The sequence below is a fragment of the Microbacterium sp. Leaf288 genome (genome assembly GCF_001422925.1).
Taxonomy (GTDB): Bacteria; Actinomycetota; Actinomycetes; order Actinomycetales; family Microbacteriaceae; genus Microbacterium.
The window spans coordinates 348,500-369,179 of the sequence record NZ_LMNI01000012.1 but is presented as its reverse complement, the minus strand read 5'-3'; the positions used below and the strand labels follow the sequence as shown (position 1 = coordinate 369,179).

The window sequence follows — 20,680 nt, the reverse complement described above, 5'->3', positions numbered from 1 at the left end:
CCACGACGATGCGGTCCGGTCTAGTCGCGCGTGGCGCTGGCGCGCATCTCCGTCTGGGTTCCCTCCGCCGTCTCGGGTTCCGGCTCCTTCGCGGAATCGCTGGATGAGGCGACCGGATCGTCGGTGACGGCGTCCTCGTGCTCGGCCCGTCCGGGGCCCGAGGACGTGGCGCTCTTGCGCTGGGGTGTGAGCCACTTGCGGATGAATCGCCGGGCCGGCGTCTCGACCATCGTGTTGAGGCCGATCGCCATCGCGGTCAGGAAGATCACCCCGATGATCCACAGGAAGGTGTTCTTCTTGCCGAATCCGTTCGACAGGAGGCCGAGCGTCAGGTCGGCGCCGACCGACATGTGGATCAGATAGAACGCGTAGGACGCCTCGCCGAGCACGATCATGGGGCGCGTCGCGAGCCACCGGGTGGTGGCGAGATCGGGTGTCCAGGCGAGCCCGAGGATCAGCGCCGCGGAGGGAATGGCGTACGCGATGTTGAACCCGGGGACGCCGTAGTACGAAGTGCGCAGCCAGATGACGAAGATCGTCCACACGAGCCACAGCGCGAGCAGCGCCAGGCCCCAACGTGCGTGGCGTCGGTTCGACTTCGAGCGGAGGTAGACCGCGCCGATCGCCATGCCGAGCACGAAGTCGCACAGCCGCAGCGGCGGGAAGACCGTGGCCGTGCCATCGCTCGTCCAGCCGATGGGCTCGGCCAGCACTGACTCGAGGACGACCGCGGCGAGGGCAATCCCGGCGAAGGCCCATGCCCGTCGCTCCGATGTGAGCAGCGGTCGCGCGAGGAAGATGATGAGCGGGAACAGTGCGTAGAAGAAGAACTCGACGGAGACAGACCACGCGGGGCCGTTCCAGTCCCAGGCGATCGGAAGGCGGAACCACGCCTGCACGCCGAAGAGGTGGCCGAGCCACGACTCATCGATGGGGGCGCCATAGGTGACGATCTTCCGCGGGGTGACCCACAGCAGGACGAGCAGGTACAGCGGATAGACGCGGGCGAATCGCGCGACGTAGAAGTTCCAGATCTTGGCGCCCGTCGGTCGGGCGAGGGATCCGGCGTAGGTGTAGGTGAGGATGAAGCCCGACAGCACGAAGAAAACCGTGACGCCGAGGTTGCCCTGCTCGAAGAAGGACTGGACGATTCGCGGGGTGTCGCCGCCGGGGATGTTGTGGGATAGGAGCACGCCGAACGCCGCCCACCAGCGGATCCCGGTGAGGGCGCCGATCCGGCGCTCGCCCATGGGTGTCACCTCGACGGACGGGAAGGCGATGCCACCGCCCTGCGGTCGGCGTGATTCGGTCATCTGGGCTGCTCCTCAGGGTGGCCGACCGGGGGAGAAGGGGATCGGCGGCCGTGGAGATTCTTTCACGGCCGCGCCCACATCCCGAATGGAGGGGCCGTCCGCGACGTAGGCGCGGTTCGACTATTCTCACCGTGTGCTGAATATGGGTGCTGGGATCGTCGGGCTCGCCGTGCAATTGGCGGTGTTCATCGTCGTCTACCTCCTCATCGCACCCAGCCGTGGTCGATCCCTGGCGCTGCTCTTCGCGGCGGTCGCGGGGGTCTACGGCTATGGACTCGTCCTCGCCGGCCTCGCGGCGATCGGCCTGCCATGGCAGATCACCAACCTGGTGTGCGCGGTGGTGCTCGTGATCATCGCGTCGACGCCGCGCGTGCGCAGGCAGCTCGTCCGGAGTTCAGGCGGCCTGGGGCGCTGGACGTCGGCCGCGTGGCCGAGCGCCGCGATCATCGCTGCACTGGTGGCGATCCAGGTCTTGGCAGTGGTCATCACGCCCGAACTGTCGATCGACGGGCAGCTGTATCACGGACCGATCCTCGCGCAGCTTCTGCAGACGGGGACGCTCTGGGGATGGCACTCCCCAAACCAGTACATGTTCTACACCGACCTGACCATGATGGGCGGGGTGAACCTCGCCGCGTTCACCGGGGCGACGGTGTTCGACAACGGCATCCAGCTGCCCCATCTGGTCATCCTGCTGCTCGCCCTCAACGTCATGCTTGCCCGGCGATTCTCCCGCCCGTGGGTGCGCGTCGCCTTCGGCGCTCTCATCGTCTCGGCGCCCGTGATCTGGCTTCAGCCCCGCATCCTCTATGTGGACGTCGCCTACGGCGCAGCCGTCGCCGCACTGATGATCGTCATCCTGGTGGTCAAGCGCGTCGGCGCACCCGAGATGATCCTGGCCGGGACGATCGCCGCGGCCATCCTGGCCACCAAACCCGCAGGCATCCTGACGAGCGCGCTGCTCCTGGTGGTCTGGCTCGCGACCGCGTTCCTGCGTCGACGCGGAGCCGGTGGCTGGTGGGCGGCGCTGTGGCCGGTGATCGTCGGCGCGGCCACGCCGATGGTGCTCGGGCTCGCGTTCTACGCCAGAAACCTCGTGTCCTTCGGTAATCCGGTGTACCCCGTCAAGGCCTCGTTCGGGCCCCTGCACTTCAACGGCGTCGTCGACTTCTCGATCTTCGTCTCCGGTGACCGCGGCTCGGGGCTGGTAGACCCCGGCCGCCTGATCACGTACCTGGGTTCGATCGCGACCGGAATGCTCCACGGTGTCGCGAAGCCCGACTACGACCCACGGGCGGGCGGTTTCGGCTACGTGCCCCTCGCGGTCATCCTCCTCACCGCGGCGGTACTGGTCGCGCAGCTCGTCCTCTTCCTCCTCCGGCGCCGCGATGACCGTGCCGCGTGGCCCTGGCGCCTGCAGCTGGGAGCTGTCGGCCTGGTCGCCGCGACGTTGATGATCCAGCCGTCGGCATACGACGCGCGCTATGTGGTCGGTCCGACGGTCGTCCTCCTCGGGGCCGTCGTGCTGTCATCGTTCCTGGCGGTTCGGGTCGTCGACGTCGTCGCCGCGGTGTGCGCGCTGGTCATCGCGAGCGTGCAGATCGCGTGGACCGAGGCCAACGCGTACCCCGGCCTGCATGTGGCCAAGGACTTGCGCACCCTCGGTGAATCGGCGCAGCCGTCCACTCCCGGCAATCCCTGGGGAGCGGGCTCGGGCAGCTCCTGGCTGCCCCAGGACGGGTGCTCCACCATCGCCATCGAGACTCTCGGCGGCGTCAAGGAGTGGGGCAACGCGGAGCAGACGATGCTTTCGGCACTCCCGTACAGCCTGTATGGAGATCGCCTCTGCAACCTCGTGGTTCCGATGGAGCTGGCAGCGCTCGAGGCGGGCACCGCGACGGTCGACCCGGTGCGGTCAGCCGACTTCCTGGTCCTGTATGCAGGCACCGAGGACCAGTGGCGGGAGCGCTATCCCGAGCAGGCGGCGTGCTGGGAGCAGCTGCAGACGGTTCCGAGCTCCGGAATGTTCCCGACAGCCTCGAGCGTGTTCGTCAACGCGTGCCGCTGACCGTCGGCCGCGGCGCCGCCGTGCGGCGGCGGGAGAGCGCTCGCGCTTTCACCCACCGGTAGGCGAACACGATCGCGACAGTCACGATCACGACGTACACGACGTTGATGACGTAGATGATCAACCCGTTCCAGCCCGCGAAGTACGAGGGGATCGGCGTATAGCCGTAGGTGTTCGCGACGAGTCCGTGCACGCCGAAGATCACCAGGCTGTTCGTGCCGATGTAGGCCAGCAGACGGCTTGATTCCACATCCTGCGCGATGCGCAGGTAGAGGATGAAGCTCGCGACGGCCGAGGGGAAGTACCAGAGCGTGCCGATCGCCGCGACGTTGCCGGGGAAGTTGTACGCGATGACGAGCGTCAACGCGAACAGGGCCGTCGCGACCGGCAGACCGACGCGGCGGACATCGAGCCAGCGTCGGACGAGGAACCCCGCGCCCATGAAACCGATCGCCACCGGAAGCACGTTGATCGCGAGCGGCGGGCGGCCGGGCAGCCAGTACTGGATCGGGATCGCGGATGCCATCACGAGGAGCATGACCGGAACGTACACGACCATCGGCTTGATCTTCTGGACAAGTGGGAACAGGGCCGAGGCGATGAAGAAGATCGGCAGGAACCAAAGCGCAAAGTTGAACGTCGGGACCGTGTTCAGCCATTCGCTCGAGAGCAGGAACGCCTTCGCGGTCTGTCGAAGATCGAACGGAACGACCGGCTGGTCGAACGCGTATCGGACGACGATGTGGCCGTACAGCAGCGAGATGGCGAAGAGCACAGCGTAGGGGATAAGGATCTGACGGGCCTTCTTGACCACGAGTCGCCAGTACGGCGTTCCGGGAGCGTCGCGCCACATGTAGCCGCTGACGACGAAGAAGAGCGCCACGTTGAACGAGTAGAGGTACACCGCCCACGCGCCGCCGACGCCCGAGAGATCCACGTGCCCCATTGCCACGACGACGATGCCGATCCCTCGGAGCACGTCCACGCTGCGATCGCGAACCCGGGCGGGCCGGGGCTGGGCATCGGGGGTCGTCACGATCTCTTCGCCTCGGACGACAGCGAGTCGAAGATCGCCATGTATGCGTTCTCGGGGACCGGCGGCAGATACACCGACTCGAGCACCGCGCGCGAGCGAGGCCTGTCGTAATCGGACGACAAGGCCGCCTCGATGGCTTCGGCCAGGCCCTCGGCGTCGCCCACGGGTGCGATCTCGCCGTAGCCGGTGTTCCTCGGGATGGTCCGCACGCCGGGCAGTTCCGATGCGACCACGGGAGTGCCCGCCGATATCGCCTCCACTTGAACGATGCCGAACGCCTCGAAGGAGTTCGTCGATGGCAGCACGAAGAGGTCCAGCGACGCGTAGAAATCTGCGATGTCGGTCTCTTCCAGGAATCCGAGGGAACGCACTCTGCCCGCGTCGATCAACTGCTGCAAGCGGGCCCGGTCGTATCCGACATCGTCGCTCAGCCCGTCCAGCGGCCCGGCCAGAGTCAGCATCACGTCCTCCGGGAGGCGATCGAGCGCCTCTATGAGGACGTCGATTCCCTTCTCGGAGGTCGGGCGTCCGAGGAACCCGATCTGCCGGCGATCGGCAACCGCGTACCTCGGTGACCCGCCCGCGCGATCGAGGCTGGTCGCGGGGATGCCGCGGGACCCGACGGACCGGAAGAGCTTGCTGAGGCGCGAGTTCTCGGCGTAGTCCATGCTCGATGTCGCGGTGGCTGACGACTTGCGGATGAGCGCGCCGTGCGAGATGTCCAGTGCCTTGGCCGCCAGCGTGCCGAGGGGGCCGATCATCGGGGCGTCGCAATGATACGTGACGACGAGGGGGCGGTGCCGCAGGGTCCACGCGAAGAAGGCCGATTCCGGGAGTGGGAGATGGAAGTGGGCGATGCCCGGCAGGGAGCGCACGCGCCACGCGGCCGCGAGGAATCCGAGCGAGAAGTTCCCCCGGCCCAATGAGAAGGACCGGCGGTACGCGTGCACGGTGACGCCGTCGATCTCGCTCACCGTCGAGGCACCGGCTTTCGCGACGCAATGCACGTGCACGTCGTAGCCCTGGGCGGCCGCGAATTCGGCGAGGGTGGCCGCCATGTTGGTCAGCCCGCTGACGTGGGGCTTGTAGTACTGCAGGAACACATCGATTCGGCGTGTCATGACGGTGTGCTCTCGTCCTCGGTCTCGGCGGGTGCTCGGAATACCCAGTTGCGGCTGGCGAAGAAGGAGGTCAGCGTCAGCAGGGCGGTGATGCCGACCTGGCTGGGGAAGGCGGGAAGACCCCACAGGGTCACGGTGAGGAACAGCAGGAAGGAGTTGACGGCGGAGACGGCCGCGTTGAGGACGAAGAACTTGAACAGTTCGCCGTGCCAGGCGCCGCTCGAGCGCCACACGAAGACGCGCTGGGCGATGAAGCCGTTGATGACGCCGAGGACGGCAGAGGTCCAATACACCGCCTGCACGCCGATCGTTTGGCCCCACAGGGTGTCGAGCACCCAGAACACGGCCAGGGTGAAGGCGACGTTGTACCCGCCGACGAGCAGGAACCGCAGTCCTTGGCGGGCGCGCTCGCTCACGGTGTCTGCCCGCCAGCGATCAACTGCTCCACGACCGGGACGGAGGCTGCCACGAAGGCGAGCAGGATCACCGCGCCGGCGGCGAGGCTGGCACGGTCGCGGAGCGCGAAGACGAGCGGGTCGTCGTGCATCTGACCGCGGCCGGCCTTCAGCCACAGGTTCGCGACCCAGTAGAACGCGGTCGGTATCACCAGCCAGAGCGCCGTGGGGGACGGGTAGATGTCGGACACCGCTTCACTCTGGATGTAGACCGCGGCCAGGAGGACCGCGGCGATGCCGGTAGCGCTGCCGAGTGCCAGAATCGCGTGCACGTCTTCGCCCGAATAGCCGCGGCCGGGGATCTCGCCGGTGCGCTCGCGCGACTCGTGCGCTTCGGCGTACCGCTTCACCAGGGCAAGGGAGAGGAAGAGGAAGAGCGTGACCGCGGTGAACCAGAACGACAGCTCGATGCCGGTCACGACGGCGCCCGCGACGATGCGCACCATGTAGAGGAGTGCGAGCACGACCACATCGATCACGGCGATGCGCTTCAACCAGAAGCTGTACGAGGTGGTCGCCACGGCGTACACGAGCAGGACGGCGAGGAAGGGCAGGCCGAGCAGCGCGCCGAGGGCGATGGCGGCGACGGTCAGCACACCGCTGGCGAAGACGGCGGTGAGCGGGGAGACCCACCCGGCAGCGATCGGACGCCGGTACTTGGTGTGATGCGCGCGATCGGCGGCCAGGTCGAGGGTGTCGTTCAGGAGGTAGACGCCGAACGCCATCAGCGTGAAGGCGATGAACGCGCCGATCGCGGCGAGCAGCATCCCAGGGTTGGTGAACTCGTGGGCCGCGACGAGGGGCAGGAAGATGAGGACGTTCTTGAGGCTCTGGTGCACGCGGAGAGCGCGCGCCCAGGTGCGCAGCGGGTTGGGAGAGGCGTCCCGCAGCACCTCGTCGAAGTCGACGTCCCGCGCCCACCCGGGCTCGCCCTCCGGACGCAGGGTCGCGAGGTATCTGCCCTCCGAACGCGCCCACACATCGAGGTCGGCGCGCGAGTTCCCGATGTAGTCGAACCCGCGTTCGCCGAAACGTTCGACCAGCACGCGCGTTTTCGCCGGCCCGATGAGATTGGTCGTGCCGTCGCTCGCCATCACACCGCTCAGGCCCGGGATGCGCGAGGCGACCTGGTCGGCGAGCATGCGGTCCGCTCCGGTGACGAGGAATACCCTGCCTCCGTCCGCCATCCGCCGGTGGACGAAGTTCACCACAGAAGCGTTCAGCGGCGCCTGACGCAGATCGACGCCGTCGACCGCGAGGACCTGCTTCATCGCGGCTTTGCCGCTGCGGCCGAGGGTCGCCGAGGCATTGAGCAGCCGGACGGGATGCCGAAGCCCGGCCGCGACCGCCTCGTGAAGCGTGTCGGTGCGCAGGAGCGACCCATCGAGGTCGACGATCAACGGCCGCTGGTCTTCCAAGTCGCTCCCATCAGTGCGCGTGCAAATTGCCCCGATCAAGAGTAGTCGCGGGGGAGCGCTCGGATTGCTCGCAGCTGCCGGCACCAACTCCCGATGTCTCGGTTTGCCCGCGCCGGTCCCCTGTGATCGGGCATACCGCGGGGTGCGTATCCTCGTCTCAACTGCTCAACCTGGCAATTGTCGGAGAGGACGTGCCGAATGGAGCCAGCAAGCTCCCCTCCAACGGTTTCGATCGTGGTGTGCGCCAGCGAGGAGGGGCGCTCGCTGCGTCCTTGTCTGACCGCATGGCTGGCGGCGGTCGCTGCATTCGAGAGGATGGGCGGCCGGGCTCACATCGTTGTCTCGGTGTTCGGCGATGTCGCCCGCACACTCGAGGAGGCCACTCGACTCACCGACGCCGGCGTCGAGCTCGTGGTGGCGCACGGGAAGACGATCGGTGAGGCGCTCAACCGCGGAGTCGAACTGGCGCGCCACGATATCGTCGTCGTCGCGGACGGAGCCGATCTCGTCCCCTCCACGTCGCTCGTCGACATGGTCGAAGAACTGCAGTCCACCACCGAGAACGTGATCCTGCACCCTGCGGCGGTGCTTCGATTCGGACGATTCAATGACGAGTGGCGTCCGACGGACATGCGCACGCGAGCGGTCTCCGCGGGAGACATCCTGTGCCACGACCCCTGGCCGCTCGTCGCCGTCGCGCGTCGCACCGTATTTCAGCAGGTGAACTATCGCGAACTCTCGACCGAGCGTGGTCTCGGCCCCACCGCATGGACCTGGAACATCGACACCGTCGCACGCGGATTCGTTCACGGTGCCGTCGATTCGGTCGTCCAGCTGCGCCGAGTCCCGTTTCTCGCGAACGGGCGTGCCGACCCGGTCCTGGTGCTCCCACCGGTCGATGTCGAAGCGCTGGGCGCGGCACTGCCACACGCTCGGCCGGAAGAAGAGCCCCCGCGACATCACCCGAGCATGCCGGAGCGAGTGATCAGGCGCGCGGCGCGAACGCTCAGACGTGCGCGTGACTCGGTCGAGCGGCGGCTGTCCCACGCCAGCAACGACAGCGCAACCGGTTCTGGACTGGATCCGGTGCTGCGAGAACTCGCCTGGATCGACCCCGCAGTGTCGTGGACCCTCGAGAGCAGGCCCCATCTGCCCGTATGGGAGGCGGCTGACGACGGGTACGGTGCGATCCTCAGCGACGTTGTCACATCCTTGACGGGAGTGTCGGCCATCGTCGCAGTTCCCTGGCTGGGCACCGGCGGTGGCGATGCCGCTGCCGCGGCCTACGCCCGCGCCATCAGCGAGTTGCCGGAGTTCCATGGTCGCACGGCGCTTCTCACCACCGCGGACCCCGCCAAGACCCACCACGAACGCGTCCCAGCCGGGGTGCGCCTGATCCAGATGCCGCGCGCATTCGAGGATCTGGCGCCGGACTGGAGGCAGCGCCTCATCGCACAGTTGATGGTCCTGGTCCAGCCGACCACCGTTCTGTCCGTCAACTGCCACCACCTCACCGACGCCATGCATCTCTTCGGGCCGCACATCCTGGGTTCCGCCGACATCAGGCTGACGCTGTTCGGCTTCGACACGCGCGGAGACGGACTGCCGTCCAGTCCGATCGCGGACCAGGGATTGCGTACGAGTCTGGACGGGCTGCGGAGAGTCCTGACCGACAACACCGTGACAGCGCGGCTCGCCGCAGACACGCTCGGCCTCGATGCTCCTGCGATCAAGGTTCTTTCGCTCCCGGTGGGCGGCGACGTTGTACCCGCGCTCGACACGACCTCTGCCGCGTATTCGCAAGAGCTCGCCTCGGAAGACATCCGGCTGATCTGGCCTCACAGGCTGGACCCCGACAAGCGGCCGGATGTGCTCCCTCGGATCGCCCGCGAGCTTCGCGCGCGGGGCGTGGGGGCCCAGATCGACGTGTGGGGCGAAGCTGTGATGTCGGACGCCCAGGAAACGATCGCCGCCCTCGAACGCGCGGGGATCCACTACCGGGGACCGTACCGCGGCGGCCTCACGGCCATCGACACGTCTCGATACCATGGGCTGTTGCTGACTTCCGGCAGCGAGGGGATGCCTCTCGTCGTGGTGGAATCCCTTGTCCGGGGATTGCCGGTCATCGCGACATCTGTGGGCGGCGTTCCTGATCTCATCGAGGACGGCCGGACCGGGTTCCTCATCTCCGGGCCGGAGGACATCGAGGGGTTTGCGGACGCGATCGAGTCGCTGCGAAGCGTGAGGACGCGCCGCGCCCTGATCGAAGCCGGCCGTCACGCCGCGCGATCGCGTCACTCCTGGGAGGCATTCCGGGCGGAGGTGGCCGAGGAGTTCAGCTCCCAACGGAAAGGGGCAGCAACCGCGCTCGATAGACTTGACGGATGACTGGGCACGGGAGCGACTCGCTCGAGGGCAAGCGCGTCCTCATCGCAGGCCATGGCACCGCAGGCCGCACTCTCGCGGAGGACGCGGTTGCAGCAGGGGAAGTCGTCGTCGGCTATCTCGACGACAGCTCGACGGGGCCAGAGGTGCTCGGGCGGCTCGCGGACGTCGCCGAGGTCTGTCGCGCGCGCGGCGTCGACATCGTCTACTTCGCGATTCCGTCGGCACCGGCCGAGATCGTCCGCGAGTTCGTCGGAAGAGTTCCACGGCCGGACGTCGAGCTGGCGGTCGTCCCGCGCACGTACCGGATCGTGTCGCGCGATCGGGTTTCCATCTCCGACCTGACCGACGTCGATGTACTGGACTTCGTCGGGCGTGCGCCGGTGAAGCACGACATGGTGCTGGCTCGAGAGATGATCGCGGGCAAGCGGGTCCTGGTGACCGGCGCAGCAGGTTCCATCGGATCGAGGCTGGTCAACCAGCTCCTCAGCCTGGACCCCGCGCTCGTGGTGGGCGTCGACCGCTCCGAGCCGTCGGTGTTCCATCTGGGGCAGTCGCTGCGGGACGCCGACGCACTGGAACTCGAGATCGCCGACGTGCAGTCGCAGGCCCGGATCGCGCAGATCATGGAGCGCACCCGGCCCGACCTCGTCTTCCATGTCGCCGCCTACAAGCACGTTCCCCTCATGGAATCCAACCCCATCGAGGCGTTCAACAACAACGTCGGCGGCACGCTCAACGTCTTCGAGCGAGCAGCGGACGCCGGTGTCGGCCGTGTCGTGTACGTCTCGACCGACAAGGCCGTCCGGCCGACCAACGTGATGGGTGCGACCAAGCGCGTCGGCGAGCTGCTCCTGAGCGACGTCGGCGCGGTCGCGGAATCGACTCGCTTCTCTGGCGTGCGCTTCGGCAACGTCCTGGAGAGCGAGGGCAGCGTCATGCAGACGTTCCGCCGCCAACTCCTGCGTCGCCAAAACCTGACGGTGACACACCCTGAGATCACGCGATACTTCATGACCATCGACGAAGCGGCGCAGCTGGTCATCCAGACGGCGACCACCGGCCGTCAGGGTGACCTCTTCGTCCTCGACATGGGCGAGCCGATCCGCGTGTACGACCTCGCGCGCAGCCTGGTGGCTGCGGTCGACCCGACGCTCGACATCGACATCATCGGCCTCCGTCCGGGCGAGAAGATGTTCGAGGAGCTGTCATACCGTGCCAGCTCCGTCGATGCGACCACCCACCCGAAGATCTTCGTGCTGACGGAGGAGTCCGACCATCGCTCCGGCGACACGCTGGGCTGGGCGCGCGAGATGCTCGAGCGCACGCGCTCGTACGCGATCGAGGACTCGGAACTGCGAGGGGCGCTGCGCGACTTCGGCTTCGCGGCACTGCAGTGAACGCGGTGCAGGTCCTCGTGCTGGGCGGCGGAGGGCCCATAGGCGCCGCCCTCGCGCGCCGTGCGACGGCGGCCGGGTGTCGGGTCGTCGTGACGACCCGCCACGAGCTGGATGTCTCGGACGCCGCCGCGGTGACGACGAGGCTGTCTCGGCTGAAGCCCGACGCCGTGATCAACCTGGTCAATCCTCGCCTGGAGGCCGGCGACGTCGATACCGCTGCGGGTGTAGCCGGTTCACTCACACGCTGGGCTGCGGAGTCCGGCGTCGCGCGGATGGTCTTCGCATCGAGCGGGGCCGTGTACGGCGACACCGGCGCCGTTCCCTTCACGGAATCCGACGGCCTCCGTGGCGATTCGCCGTACGCACGGGTCAAGATCCGCAGCGAGCAGGCGATTGCCGCAGAGGCCGCGCGCGCCGGCATCGCCGCCCTCTCGATGCGGATCTTCAACGTCTTCGGCGAGGGTTGCCATCAGTCGCTCATCAACAAGCTGTTGGAACGCCACAGACCCGTGCTGGCGTTGTCGGCGAACTATGTGCGTGACTACGTCCATGTCGACGAGGTCGCCGACGCCCTGCTCGCGGCCTGCGCGGCACCCGATGTCACGGGTGTCGTCAATGTGGCGACGGGCGAGGCGACGGACAACCTGATGCTCGCCGATGCCGCCGGGCCGGGAGCGTTCGAGGCGCTCGACGAATCCATCGTCTCGTACAGCGTCGGCGATCCGTCGCAGCTGACGTCGTCCCTGGAGTGGAAGCCCACGCGCTCTGCCATCGCAGAGCTGCGCACCCGGCTCGCCTGAAACCGCTATCCGTCAGGTTGCAGCGCGATCCGCTCACGCTGTGCCACGCTGGTGTGGTGGGAACGCACGGGCGAGGTTTGCGACGCGGCACAGCGACTCTGGTGCTCGTGATCGTGGTGAGTGTGCTCCAGGCAGTGGCGACTTTCGGGGCCCCCGCGCCCGCCGCCCAGGCCGCCGACGCCGGCGCCTTCGATCCCGGGCGCATCATCGACGATTCGATCTTCTTCAACGGAGATGCGATGACCGCCCGCCAGGTGCAGGACTTCCTCGAGACCAAGGTGTCGTCGTGTCAGGCCGGCTACACGTGCCTCAAGGACCTGAGGCTCGACACGACCAACAAGCCCGCCGATCAGATGTGCGGGGGTTACACCGGCCGGGCTTACCAGTCGGCGGCAGACGTCATTGAGGCCGTCGGCAAGTCTTGCGGCATCAGCCAGAAGGTGCTTCTCGTGACCCTGCAGAAGGAGCAGGGCCTCGTCACTCACACCTGGCCCAGCGAGTGGCGGTACATGGCCGCCATGGGTCAGGGCTGCCCGGACACGGCAGCCTGCAACGAGGCGTATTACGGCTTCTTCAACCAGGTGTACGGTGCGGCGCATCAGATGAAGCGCTATGCGAACCCGCCGGGCACGTCGAACTTCTTCACTTGGTATGCACCGGGCCGCACGTGGAATGTGCTGTTCCACCCGAACAGCGCCTGTGGCTCATCGCCTGTGTACATCCAGAACCAGGCGACGGCCGACCTGTACTACTACACCCCCTACCAGCCCAACAGCGCGGCTCTCGCCGCCGGCTATGGCACCGGGGACGCGTGTTCGAGCTACGGCAACCGGAACTTCTTCAACTACTTCACCGCCTGGTTCGGTTCGACCAAGGGCTACGACGTCAGCGCGGAGTTCGCGGACTACTTCGCCGCGAACCGCTCGTGGCTCGGATACACGACGGGGCCGGCGTCGTGCGCCTCGACGGGCTGTTCGCAGGCGTTCCAGGGCGGCATGGTGTTCCGCAGCGCCGGGGGAGTGCACGGCGTCCGCAATGATTACCTCGCCTCGTGGGGCAACTACGGGCGGGAGTTCGGGGTCGTCGGGTACCCGACGTCCGAGGTGTCCTGCGGCGACATGGGCAATTCCTGCCGACAGGAGTTCCAGGGCGGATGGCTCGTGCAGAACTCCTCGATCGGGGTGAGGTACGTCTCTTCGGCATTCCTCGCCGTCTGGTTCAACTGGGGTCGTGAGTACGGTGCTATGGGCCTGCCGATTTCGGACGCGGGCTGCACCAGTGACGGCGTCTGCCTTCAGGCATTCCAGGGCGCGTGGATCGTTCAGCACGCGTCGGTCGGCGCCCGAGTCGTTCCTAACTCCGTCTTCACGACCTGGTCGAACTGGGGTCGCCAAGGCGGAACCCTGGCCCTGCCAATCGCAGATCCGTCGGTGCCCGGAGGCGCCGACTTCATCCAGGCGTTCCAGGGTGGTGTGATCACTGTCTCGGGCGGCGTGGGCCGGGTGTCGTCGACGGTGGATCCGTGGTTCGACACGGTGATCAGGAGTCCGTGGGCTCGGGTTCCCGAAGGGGGCGCCGTCGGCGGATCCGGCTTCGGGCAACTACACGCAGCAGTTCCAGGGTGGTGTGATCACTGTCTCGGGCGGCGTGGGCCGGGTGTCGTCGACGGTGGATCCGTGGTTCGACACGGTGATCAGGAGTCCGTGGCTGGGTGCGTCGCAGGGTTCGCAGTCGTGCACGCTGGGTGGCGGTGGCTGCTATCAGGTGTTCCAGGGTGGCTGGATGGTGAAGAGCGATGCGGGTTCGTTCGCGGTTCCGAACGCAGTGCGTGACACGTGGCTGAACTGGGGCCGGAATGTGGGTGTGCTCGGGTTCCCGAAGGGGGCGCCGTCGGCGGATCCGGCTTCGGGCAACTACACGCAGCAGTTCCAGGGTGGTGTGATCACTGTCTCGGGCGGCGTGGGCCGGGGGTTCCCGAAGGGGGCGCCGTCGGCGGATCCGGCTTCGGGCAACTACACGCAGCAGTTCCAGGGTGGTGTGATCACTGTCTCGGGCGGCGTGGGCCGTTACCCGTGATCAAGACACCGCACCACATTCAGACGGTGCCGAACTCCTCGCGGACGAGCGCTTCGAACGCGTCCACGCTGTGATTCGCGCGCGCGAAGTCGTAGCCGCCGCGGATGAGCGTCCTGCGGAGCTCGCGTGATTCCACGAGTGCCGCGATCGCGTCGACGAAGCCGGTGATGTCGTCCGGCCCCGTGGTGAGCAGACCCGTCTCGCGATCTTTCACGATGTCGCCGACGCCGCCCACGGCGCTCGCGACGACCGGCAGTCCGAGGTGCATCGCCTGCACGATCGACAGCGGCAGGCCCTCAGATTCGGATGTCAGCAGCATGCAGTGATACCGGTCGACGGGCAGCGCGGGAAGGCCGCCCTTGTACGGACCGTGCACCACGACCCCGAGTCTGCGAAGCTGCGGACGAAGGTCAGGGTCGCCGGCGTGCAGCACTGCGGATCCGTGGACATTGATCCGTACCGGAAGACCCCGACGCCGGACCTCTTCCGCGATCTCGACCAGACTGTCGACGCGCTTCTCGCGGTCCATCCGGTGGGGCCAGACGACTTCGAACGGGCGCTCCGCCGAGAACTGCTCGTCGACGTACGCGGATCCCTGGGCGATCGACTCGAACTCCGGGATCGATCGCATCGCCGGCTGACGGTGAACCTTGACCACCGTGTCGTCGATGCCCATCGTGTCGGCCACCAGTGAGGCCGTGGCGTGGTTGTCGGTGATGACACCGGCAAGTCGGCTCGTGAAGGCGCGTCCTGCGTCGTCGGTGATGGGGTTGGTCGGGTAGCTCCCGCGGCCGATGCGATCGAAAGCGAAGAACGTCAGATAGACGCGGCGGTCCGTGCCCAGCTGCGGAGCGTACGTGTTCAGGGCTCGCGAGAAGTCGAAGCAGTTGACGGAGATGATCGTGGCCGGCTTCAGCAGGACGATCGCCTGTGCGATGAGCTGCCGTTGCCGGTCGTGCGGCAGGTTTCGGTAGGACTCGGGGAGTTGGTGATGCTGCATCCCGGGCGGTATCAGATCCGTGTCGGTTCGGCTTGCGTCCGCGGTGGTGATCAGTGCTGTCTGACCTGCCAGATCCGGGCGCGCGACGAACGCCTTCGCGTAGTTCTGCACGACGAGGTCGGCGCCGCCGATGCCGACCCACGGTGCGAGCATGAGGAGGCCGCACCGTCCGCGCAGATCGTCCCAGAGAGCTTCCAGGATCTCGGCGTAGGCGTCGGAGAGGGGGCGCCAGACGTGCACATGGTCGCGTTCGAGGTGGTAGAGCGTCCAGCTCAGGGCGGGCTCGATCTCGGCGACCCTCCGGATACGGGCCGTCGTCGCCGCGTCGAGCGCGGTGGTGCTCCACATCGGTCTGCCGATCGCCGACCGCAGCATCCGGTACACCCGACGGCGGACGGTGAAGGGGACCGGGCGCGCGATGGGCTTCAACACGTGATAGGCCTGTGCGACCCCGCGGCCAGCGCGCTGAGCCAGCGTCGCGGGGGTGATCGGCGCGTCGACTCGGGGGAAGTTGGCGCGCAGCGTGTCGAGATCGAACGGAGGAAGCAGGGCGCTGGCGTTGGCGTTGTTGACGCCGCCCGCGCGGCGCGTGCGGTAGAAGTGGAACGACCCGGGCACGGTCACGTGGGGGATTCCGGCGGAGGCCGTGACCACGTTCCAGAAGTAGTCCTCGGGACCGTACCCCGAGCCCGGGGGCAGCTCCGGGTAGGGGAACTCCAGGAGCAGTTCGCGTGGGCTGACGGAGCACGACGGCCAGAGGTTGCTCGTGAGCAGGTCGTGGTAGGTCAGCGACGGATCGTCCGTGCTTCGGATGGGCCACAGCCCGCTGCGTTCCCCGAAGCTCACGACGTGCTCGGGGTGCACGACGGCCCTTGGACCTCGCTCGTCGAGGATCCGCACGGCTCCCAGCAGCATGTCGGCCGTGAAGAGGTCGTCGCCGTCGCACAGAGCGATGTACGTCCCCCGCGCCGCGCGTACGCCGGCATTGCGGGACGCGCCCGGCTCTCCGAGGGCGACCGTGAGCACGCGGGACTCGAACTCCGACTCGTACGTCCACCGAGCTGTCTCGGCGAGCACGGCGGGCGTGGGGTTGTCGGCGACGATCAACAGCTCGACTTGGTAGCCGGAGTCGACGACAGCCTCGATCGCGTCGTGGATGGCGCGCATGGTGGGGCGCAGCAGGTGGTCCTCGGCGTGGGTCGTGATCACGACCGTGAGGTCGACGGTCACGGGCGGACTCCCTCGCCTGCGCTTTCGACAGCATCCGCGATCGTGCGATCGAACGGGATCTGCGGTGCCCACTTGGTGTCAGTGCGCAGCCGTGACGCGTTCCCGATGATGACGAGCGGGTCCGTCGCGCGCACGCGCGCCGGATCTACCTCGATCTGCGGCATCGGGAGACCGGAGGCCGTGCACAGCTCGGCGAGGACCTCCTCGCCCGAGCGAGCGGTGCCCGTGGCCACGTTGTAGAGATCGTGGGGGACTGTCGCGGCGAAGGCGAGTTCGAGGTAGGCGCGCGCGACATCTCGCACGTCCGTGTAATCGCGCCGGGTGCGCAGATTGCCGACGCGAAGTGGCTCTCCGGGCCTGAGCCTGCGGAGCTGGGCGAGCAGGTCGGGGACGATGAAACCGGGGCCTTGACCGGGCCCGACATGGTTGAACGGCCTCGCTGTGACCGTCTGGAGTCCTCGCCGCCGGTAATAGGAAAGCTGATTCTCGACCAGCACCTTGCTCACCACGTATGGCGAGGTGAACGCCACCGCGTCGCTTTCGCAGCGCGCCGGCTCGTCGCCGGTCTGCGCGTACACGGCGCCTGTGCTCACGCCCACGATGCGACCGTCGTGGCCTGCGGCGAGGAGTGCTTCGCACATGTTGGTCACCATCGCACTGTTGGCGGTGATGTAGTCCTGGGGGCGATCAAAGGAGGGCCCGACGGCGGCCAGCCCGGCAAGGTGAACGACGGCGGCGTCGGACGGAAGCCCTGCCGGCCAGAGTTCCCGCAGGTCGGCGGACACGTATCCCGCCAGAAGTTCGCTCAGTGCGGCATCCGCGGTGCGACCGCGGGAGATCCCGAAGATCTCGACACCGGCCTCCGCCGCCGCGCGCGCCAGATGGCGACCGACGAATCCGTCGACGCCGGTGACGATCAGCCGACCCGTCATGCGAAAGTGCGCTGCAACTCCGCCAGCCGGAGATCGTGCGCCACCATGCGGCTTACGAGCCCTGGGAAGTCCACCTCGCGCTTCCACCCGAGCACAGACTCGGCCTTCGACGGGTCGCCCAGAAGGATATCTACCTCGGCCGGACGCATGAATGCAGGGTTCTGCACGACGTACGGACGCCAGTCGTCGATGCCGATCTCAGTGAAAGCGAGCGTCAGGAACTCTTCGATCGAATGGGTCTCGCCGGTGGCGAGCACGAAGTCGTCGGCGACATCGTGCTGCAGCATCCGCCACATGCCCTCGACGAAGTCGCCGGCGTAGCCCCAGTCGCGCTTGGGCCAGAGGTCGCCGAGCTCGATGTTGGGCTGCAGGCCGAGCTTGATGCGCGCGACCGCGTGCGTGATCTTCCGCGTCACGAACTCGACACCGCGCCGCTCGCCCTCGTGGTTGAAGAGGATGCCGCACGACACGAACATGCCGTAGCTCTCGCGATAGTTCTTCGCGATCCAGTGGCCGTAGAGCTTCGCCACGCCATACGGACTGCGGGGGTGGAAGAGCGAGTCCTCGTTGTAGCCGGCGCCAGGACGGTTGTAATCGAGGCCGCCGAACATCTCGGATGTCGATGCCTGGTACACCTTCGTGGTCTCCGAGCGACCCGTCACACGGACCGCTTCGAGGACGTTCAGCACGCCCTTCGCGGTGACATCTGCCGTCAGCGTGGGGTTCTTGAACGAGTAGCCGACATGGCTGACGGCCGCCAGATTATACAGCTCGTGCGGATTCGACGTCTCGACCGCGCGGATGAGGGAGGTCGGGTCGGTGAGGTCGCCCTCGATCAACGTCACGTCGGGGAACTCGGCGACCACAGCCTCGCGTCGCGGGTTGTTCTGACCGCGGATGAGGCCGAAGACCTCGTAGCCCTTCTCGAGGAGCTGCTCGGCGAGGTGGCCGCCGTCCTGGCCCGTGATACCGGTGATGAGTGCGCGGCGCGCGTTAGCCATGGTTCCTCCAGCTTGACAACCAGAACATCTTAGCCCGCGTGCTCTGCGCGCCACGGACCACCTCTCGTCGGTGTTCAGCCTGCGATCGGCTCGGCGTGATCGAGCTCGTGCAGCGAACGGACGCACCGAGGCCAGAGCAGCAGCGTCGCCGCGGCCTCTGTGGCCATGTAGCCGATCGCGGCGCCCAGGGGGCCGACCACGAGGGCGAGCGCGATCATCACCGGCACGCCGATGACGGTCGCGATCAGGGTCGCGCGGACCACTGCGGCCGCCTCGCCCGCGGGATAGAGCACATGGCGGGTGACGGATGTCCGCAGGGAGAAGAACGCAAAGGTGATGCCGAGAGCCACGAGCACGGGAGTCGAGGCCGCCGCGTCTGCGCCGAAGAGCACCGTACTCGCCCAGGCCCCGAGAACGCCCAGGAACGCTCCGCCGACGACGCCCATCCCGCCGTGGGCGAGCATCGCCAGGCGCATGCGGCGCCCGCGGGCCGGGCCGTGGGCTTCTGTGATCCAGGCTTGCAGCGCATTGGCGAGCGTCATAGGGACGAACTGGCCGAGCTTGAGCATCTTGTCGGCGGAGGCGAATCCTGCCGCTTCCGCCGGAGACGCCGTCAGAGCGACGAGCGGCGTCGGCACGCTGGAGTAGGCGACCAGGCCGACGTCGTTCAATGCGACTGGGGCGCCGATGCGGAAGAGCTCACGAAGGTCGCGCCGGCTCGGCCACGGCGCGGGGTAGTGCCGCAGCACCCCCCAGGTGAACAGTGACGTCCCGACGATCGTGACCAGGATGCCGGCGAGTGGGTAGAGCTCGACAGGGGCGCCCTGCGCGATGGCGACCGCGCAGAGCGCGGTCGCCACGAGCCGGGGGATGGAGTCGTAGAAGACGATCGCGGTCGGGCGTCCCACTCCCGCCGAGAACCACGTGAACGACAGTGCGATGAGTGCCCCCTGCAGGCCCATCAGCACGGCGAGCCACTCGCTGCCCGGTGCGGCTACCACCCAGCAGATGATCGCCATGATGGGCAGAGCAAGGACGGCGACGAGAAGTCGCACAACTACCGAACCGCGGTAGAGAGCGCCGCGCCGCTCGTCGTCGTGGGCGATGGAGACGAGAGCGGGGCCCAGTGCCACCCATCCGTACCCGATCGCGATCGACGCGACGGTACCCACTGACTCGCCTGCGATGGCGCTCGCCCAGCCCGCCTGGCCTGCGGTCCGCGCGACGACGGGCAGGACAAGAAGTGGGGAGATGGCGGCGATCGCCGGCACGAGAAAGAACAGCATGAGCCGCCGCCCGAGCGGCACGATCTCGGTCACGCGCGCCCTCGAGCTCTCGTTGCTACGGCCCGGATGACCTGTGCGGTCAGTCCCGCGGAGCGTTCCCAGGTGTACTCGGCTGCCCGCTGGACGCCGGCTATACGGCGCATCTCGAGATCGTCGCTCAATGCCGCTTCGACCGCGGCGGCGAGTTCGGAAGGCGACGTGGCATCCGCGTACAGCGCGACATCACCTCCGACTTCGCGCAGCACGGGCACATCGTTGGCGAGCACCACGCACCCTCGGCGCATCGCGTCGATCACGGGAAGGCCGAACCCCTCCGCAAGTGACGGACAGACGTAAAGATCCGCGACGGAGAACAGCGCCTCGAGCTGCGCCGACGTGACCCATCCGGGGAGGACGACGTCCGCGGCGAGTTCGAGCTCATCGACCAGAGGAGCGAGGGGATCCTTGCCGTGGCTGCCCGGGATGACGACGAGCGGCCTGTCACCGTCGATGTGTGCGACTGCGCGCAGAATGCCTTCGAAGTTCTTGTGGGGAAGCCGGTTCCCTGTGCTGAGGACCAGTGGGCGCCCTGGCCGGATGCCGAGCGGGGTGAGCTCGGCCCACGGGTCTTCGGGCACCTTCGGCGCGTTGGTGCCATGCGGGATCACCGTGATCTCGCCCCGATCGACACCGATGTGCGAGGCGACGGCCCCTTCGGCTGCGTGTGAGCCGGTGATCACCGCATCTGAGGTCAGCGCCGCGCGTGCCATCAGCCACGAGGTGATCCGTGCCACCGCACCGCCGATCCCTCTACCGTCCGCCGTGTGGTACGTCACGTCGTGGGTCGTCGTCACCCGTGCCACCCGCGACCGGGTGATCGGCGCGAAGTTCGCCGGACTCCAGATCACGTCGGCGTCGGTCCGCTTCGCACGGCGGTTCGTGGCCAGCACCTCGCCCGCCGCCCACGAGACTCGATCCGTTCCGACCCAGCGGACGACGCGCACCTCGCCCGGGAAGAAGCTGCGGATGCGTTCCGCGCCGGCACGGTTCGCGAGTGCGGTCAGCTTCGCATCAGGGAGGGCCTCCGGCATCCGCTTGACGATCTCGCGAGCGTACGTCTCGGTCCCGCCCCGCTTGCCGGTGTAGAACAGCATGTCCACCAACACGTGCAGTGGCATCT

16 protein-coding genes are annotated in these 20,680 nt (G+C 67.5%); 6 read left to right on the top strand and 10 right to left on the bottom strand.

The annotated features are described in order from the left end of the window. Positions 1 to 20: 20 nt before the first annotated feature. Positions 21 to 1,313, bottom strand: a complete 1,293-nt coding sequence (locus ASF40_RS15255) for an acyltransferase family protein (protein WP_056370560.1) — start codon at positions 1,311 to 1,313, stop codon at positions 21 to 23. Positions 1,314 to 1,446: 133 nt separating this feature from the next. Here ASF40_RS15255 and ASF40_RS15250 point away from each other — a divergent pair, with 133 nt between their 5' ends. Further along, entirely contained in the window at positions 1,447 to 3,381 is a 1,935-nt protein-coding gene (locus tag ASF40_RS15250) for a hypothetical protein (RefSeq protein WP_157549714.1), read from the top strand. On the opposite strand, the gene ASF40_RS15245 is transcribed toward ASF40_RS15250, so the two are convergent. The 4 genes from ASF40_RS15245 to ASF40_RS15230 are packed head-to-tail and all read right to left on the bottom strand — an operon-like array spanning position 3,365 to position 7,411. Continuing rightward, entirely contained in the window at positions 3,365 to 4,417 is a 1,053-nt protein-coding gene (locus tag ASF40_RS15245) for an acyltransferase family protein (protein ID WP_157549712.1), read from the bottom strand. The genes ASF40_RS15250 and ASF40_RS15245 overlap by 17 nt on opposite strands. Further along, positions 4,414 to 5,538 (bottom strand): glycosyltransferase family 4 protein, encoded by a 1,125-nt coding sequence (locus tag ASF40_RS15240; RefSeq protein WP_056370553.1) that lies wholly within the window; start codon positions 5,536 to 5,538, stop codon positions 4,414 to 4,416. Before ASF40_RS15240 ends, ASF40_RS15245 begins: the two co-directional genes overlap by 4 nt. Then, positions 5,535 to 5,954: a GtrA family protein gene (locus ASF40_RS15235; protein ID WP_056370550.1), complete on the bottom strand. Its 420-nt coding sequence runs from the start codon at positions 5,952 to 5,954 to the stop codon at positions 5,535 to 5,537. Before ASF40_RS15235 ends, ASF40_RS15240 begins: the two co-directional genes overlap by 4 nt. Next, a complete protein-coding gene (locus tag ASF40_RS15230; protein ID WP_162239867.1) occupies positions 5,951 to 7,411 on the bottom strand; it encodes a UbiA family prenyltransferase in 1,461 nt (486 codons plus the stop codon). Before ASF40_RS15230 ends, ASF40_RS15235 begins: the two co-directional genes overlap by 4 nt. Before the next feature lie 198 nt (positions 7,412 to 7,609). Between ASF40_RS15230 and ASF40_RS15225 the strand changes: the two genes are divergently transcribed. From ASF40_RS15225 to ASF40_RS20915, 5 genes are read left to right on the top strand one after another with little or no spacing between them, the layout of a single operon-like run. Further along, positions 7,610 to 9,799 (top strand): glycosyltransferase, encoded by a 2,190-nt coding sequence (locus tag ASF40_RS15225; protein ID WP_082497097.1) that lies wholly within the window; start codon positions 7,610 to 7,612, stop codon positions 9,797 to 9,799. After that, positions 9,796 to 11,196, top strand: a complete 1,401-nt coding sequence (locus ASF40_RS15220; protein ID WP_056370544.1) for a polysaccharide biosynthesis protein — start codon at positions 9,796 to 9,798, stop codon at positions 11,194 to 11,196. Before ASF40_RS15225 ends, ASF40_RS15220 begins: the two co-directional genes overlap by 4 nt. Then, a complete protein-coding gene (locus ASF40_RS15215; protein ID WP_056370541.1) occupies positions 11,193 to 11,996 on the top strand; it encodes an NAD-dependent epimerase/dehydratase family protein in 804 nt (267 codons plus the stop codon). Before ASF40_RS15220 ends, ASF40_RS15215 begins: the two co-directional genes overlap by 4 nt. Beyond that, positions 11,945 to 13,828 carry an LGFP repeat-containing protein gene (locus ASF40_RS15210; RefSeq protein WP_157549708.1) on the top strand — a complete coding sequence of 628 codons (1,884 nt, stop codon included), beginning with the start codon at positions 11,945 to 11,947 and terminating at the stop codon, positions 13,826 to 13,828. Before ASF40_RS15215 ends, ASF40_RS15210 begins: the two co-directional genes overlap by 52 nt. Further along, positions 13,761 to 14,072, top strand: a complete 312-nt coding sequence (locus ASF40_RS20915; RefSeq protein WP_235560254.1) for an LGFP repeat-containing protein — start codon at positions 13,761 to 13,763, stop codon at positions 14,070 to 14,072. Before ASF40_RS15210 ends, ASF40_RS20915 begins: the two co-directional genes overlap by 68 nt. 19 nt (positions 14,073 to 14,091) lie before the next feature. Here ASF40_RS20915 and ASF40_RS15200 read toward each other — a convergent pair whose 3' ends face one another. The 5 genes from ASF40_RS15200 to ASF40_RS15180 all read right to left on the bottom strand — a co-directional run bounded on the left by ASF40_RS15200 (position 14,092) and on the right by ASF40_RS15180 (position 20,678). Next, positions 14,092 to 16,302: a glycosyltransferase gene (locus ASF40_RS15200; RefSeq protein WP_056370535.1), complete on the bottom strand. Its 2,211-nt coding sequence runs from the start codon at positions 16,300 to 16,302 to the stop codon at positions 14,092 to 14,094. Further along, complete coding sequence (locus ASF40_RS15195) at positions 16,299 to 17,234, bottom strand: NAD-dependent epimerase/dehydratase family protein (RefSeq protein ID WP_056370533.1); 936 nt, start codon at positions 17,232 to 17,234, stop codon at positions 16,299 to 16,301. Before ASF40_RS15195 ends, ASF40_RS15200 begins: the two co-directional genes overlap by 4 nt. Further along, entirely contained in the window at positions 17,231 to 18,235 is a 1,005-nt protein-coding gene (locus tag ASF40_RS15190) for a GDP-mannose 4,6-dehydratase (protein WP_056370531.1), read from the bottom strand. Before ASF40_RS15190 ends, ASF40_RS15195 begins: the two co-directional genes overlap by 4 nt. A 74-nt stretch (positions 18,236 to 18,309) precedes the next feature. After that, positions 18,310 to 19,554 (bottom strand): lipopolysaccharide biosynthesis protein, encoded by a 1,245-nt coding sequence (locus ASF40_RS15185; protein ID WP_056370529.1) that lies wholly within the window; start codon positions 19,552 to 19,554, stop codon positions 18,310 to 18,312. Further along, positions 19,551 to 20,678, bottom strand: coding sequence for a glycosyltransferase family 4 protein (locus ASF40_RS15180; protein WP_056370528.1), 1,128 nt, complete (start codon positions 20,676 to 20,678; stop codon positions 19,551 to 19,553). Before ASF40_RS15180 ends, ASF40_RS15185 begins: the two co-directional genes overlap by 4 nt. Between the last annotated feature and the right edge of the window lie 2 nt (positions 20,679 to 20,680).

Bases quoted from the DNA above. Each gene is read 5' to 3' on its own strand.
- ASF40_RS15255 (WP_056370560.1), bottom strand. From the start codon at position 1,313: ATGACCGAATCACGCCGACCGCAGGGCGGTGGCATCGCCTTCCCGTCC.
- ASF40_RS15240 (WP_056370553.1), bottom strand. From the start codon at position 5,538: ATGACACGCCGAATCGATGTGTTCCTGCAGTACTACAAGCCCCACGTC.
- ASF40_RS15225 (WP_082497097.1), top strand. From the start codon at position 7,610: ATGGAGCCAGCAAGCTCCCCTCCAACGGTTTCGATCGTGGTGTGCGCC.
- ASF40_RS15220 (WP_056370544.1), top strand. From the start codon at position 9,796: ATGACTGGGCACGGGAGCGACTCGCTCGAGGGCAAGCGCGTCCTCATC.
- ASF40_RS15195 (WP_056370533.1), bottom strand. From the start codon at position 17,234: ATGACGGGTCGGCTGATCGTCACCGGCGTCGACGGATTCGTCGGTCGC.
- ASF40_RS15190 (WP_056370531.1), bottom strand. From the start codon at position 18,235: ATGGCTAACGCGCGCCGCGCACTCATCACCGGTATCACGGGCCAGGAC.
- ASF40_RS15180 (WP_056370528.1), bottom strand. From the start codon at position 20,678: ATGCCACTGCACGTGTTGGTGGACATGCTGTTCTACACCGGCAAGCGG.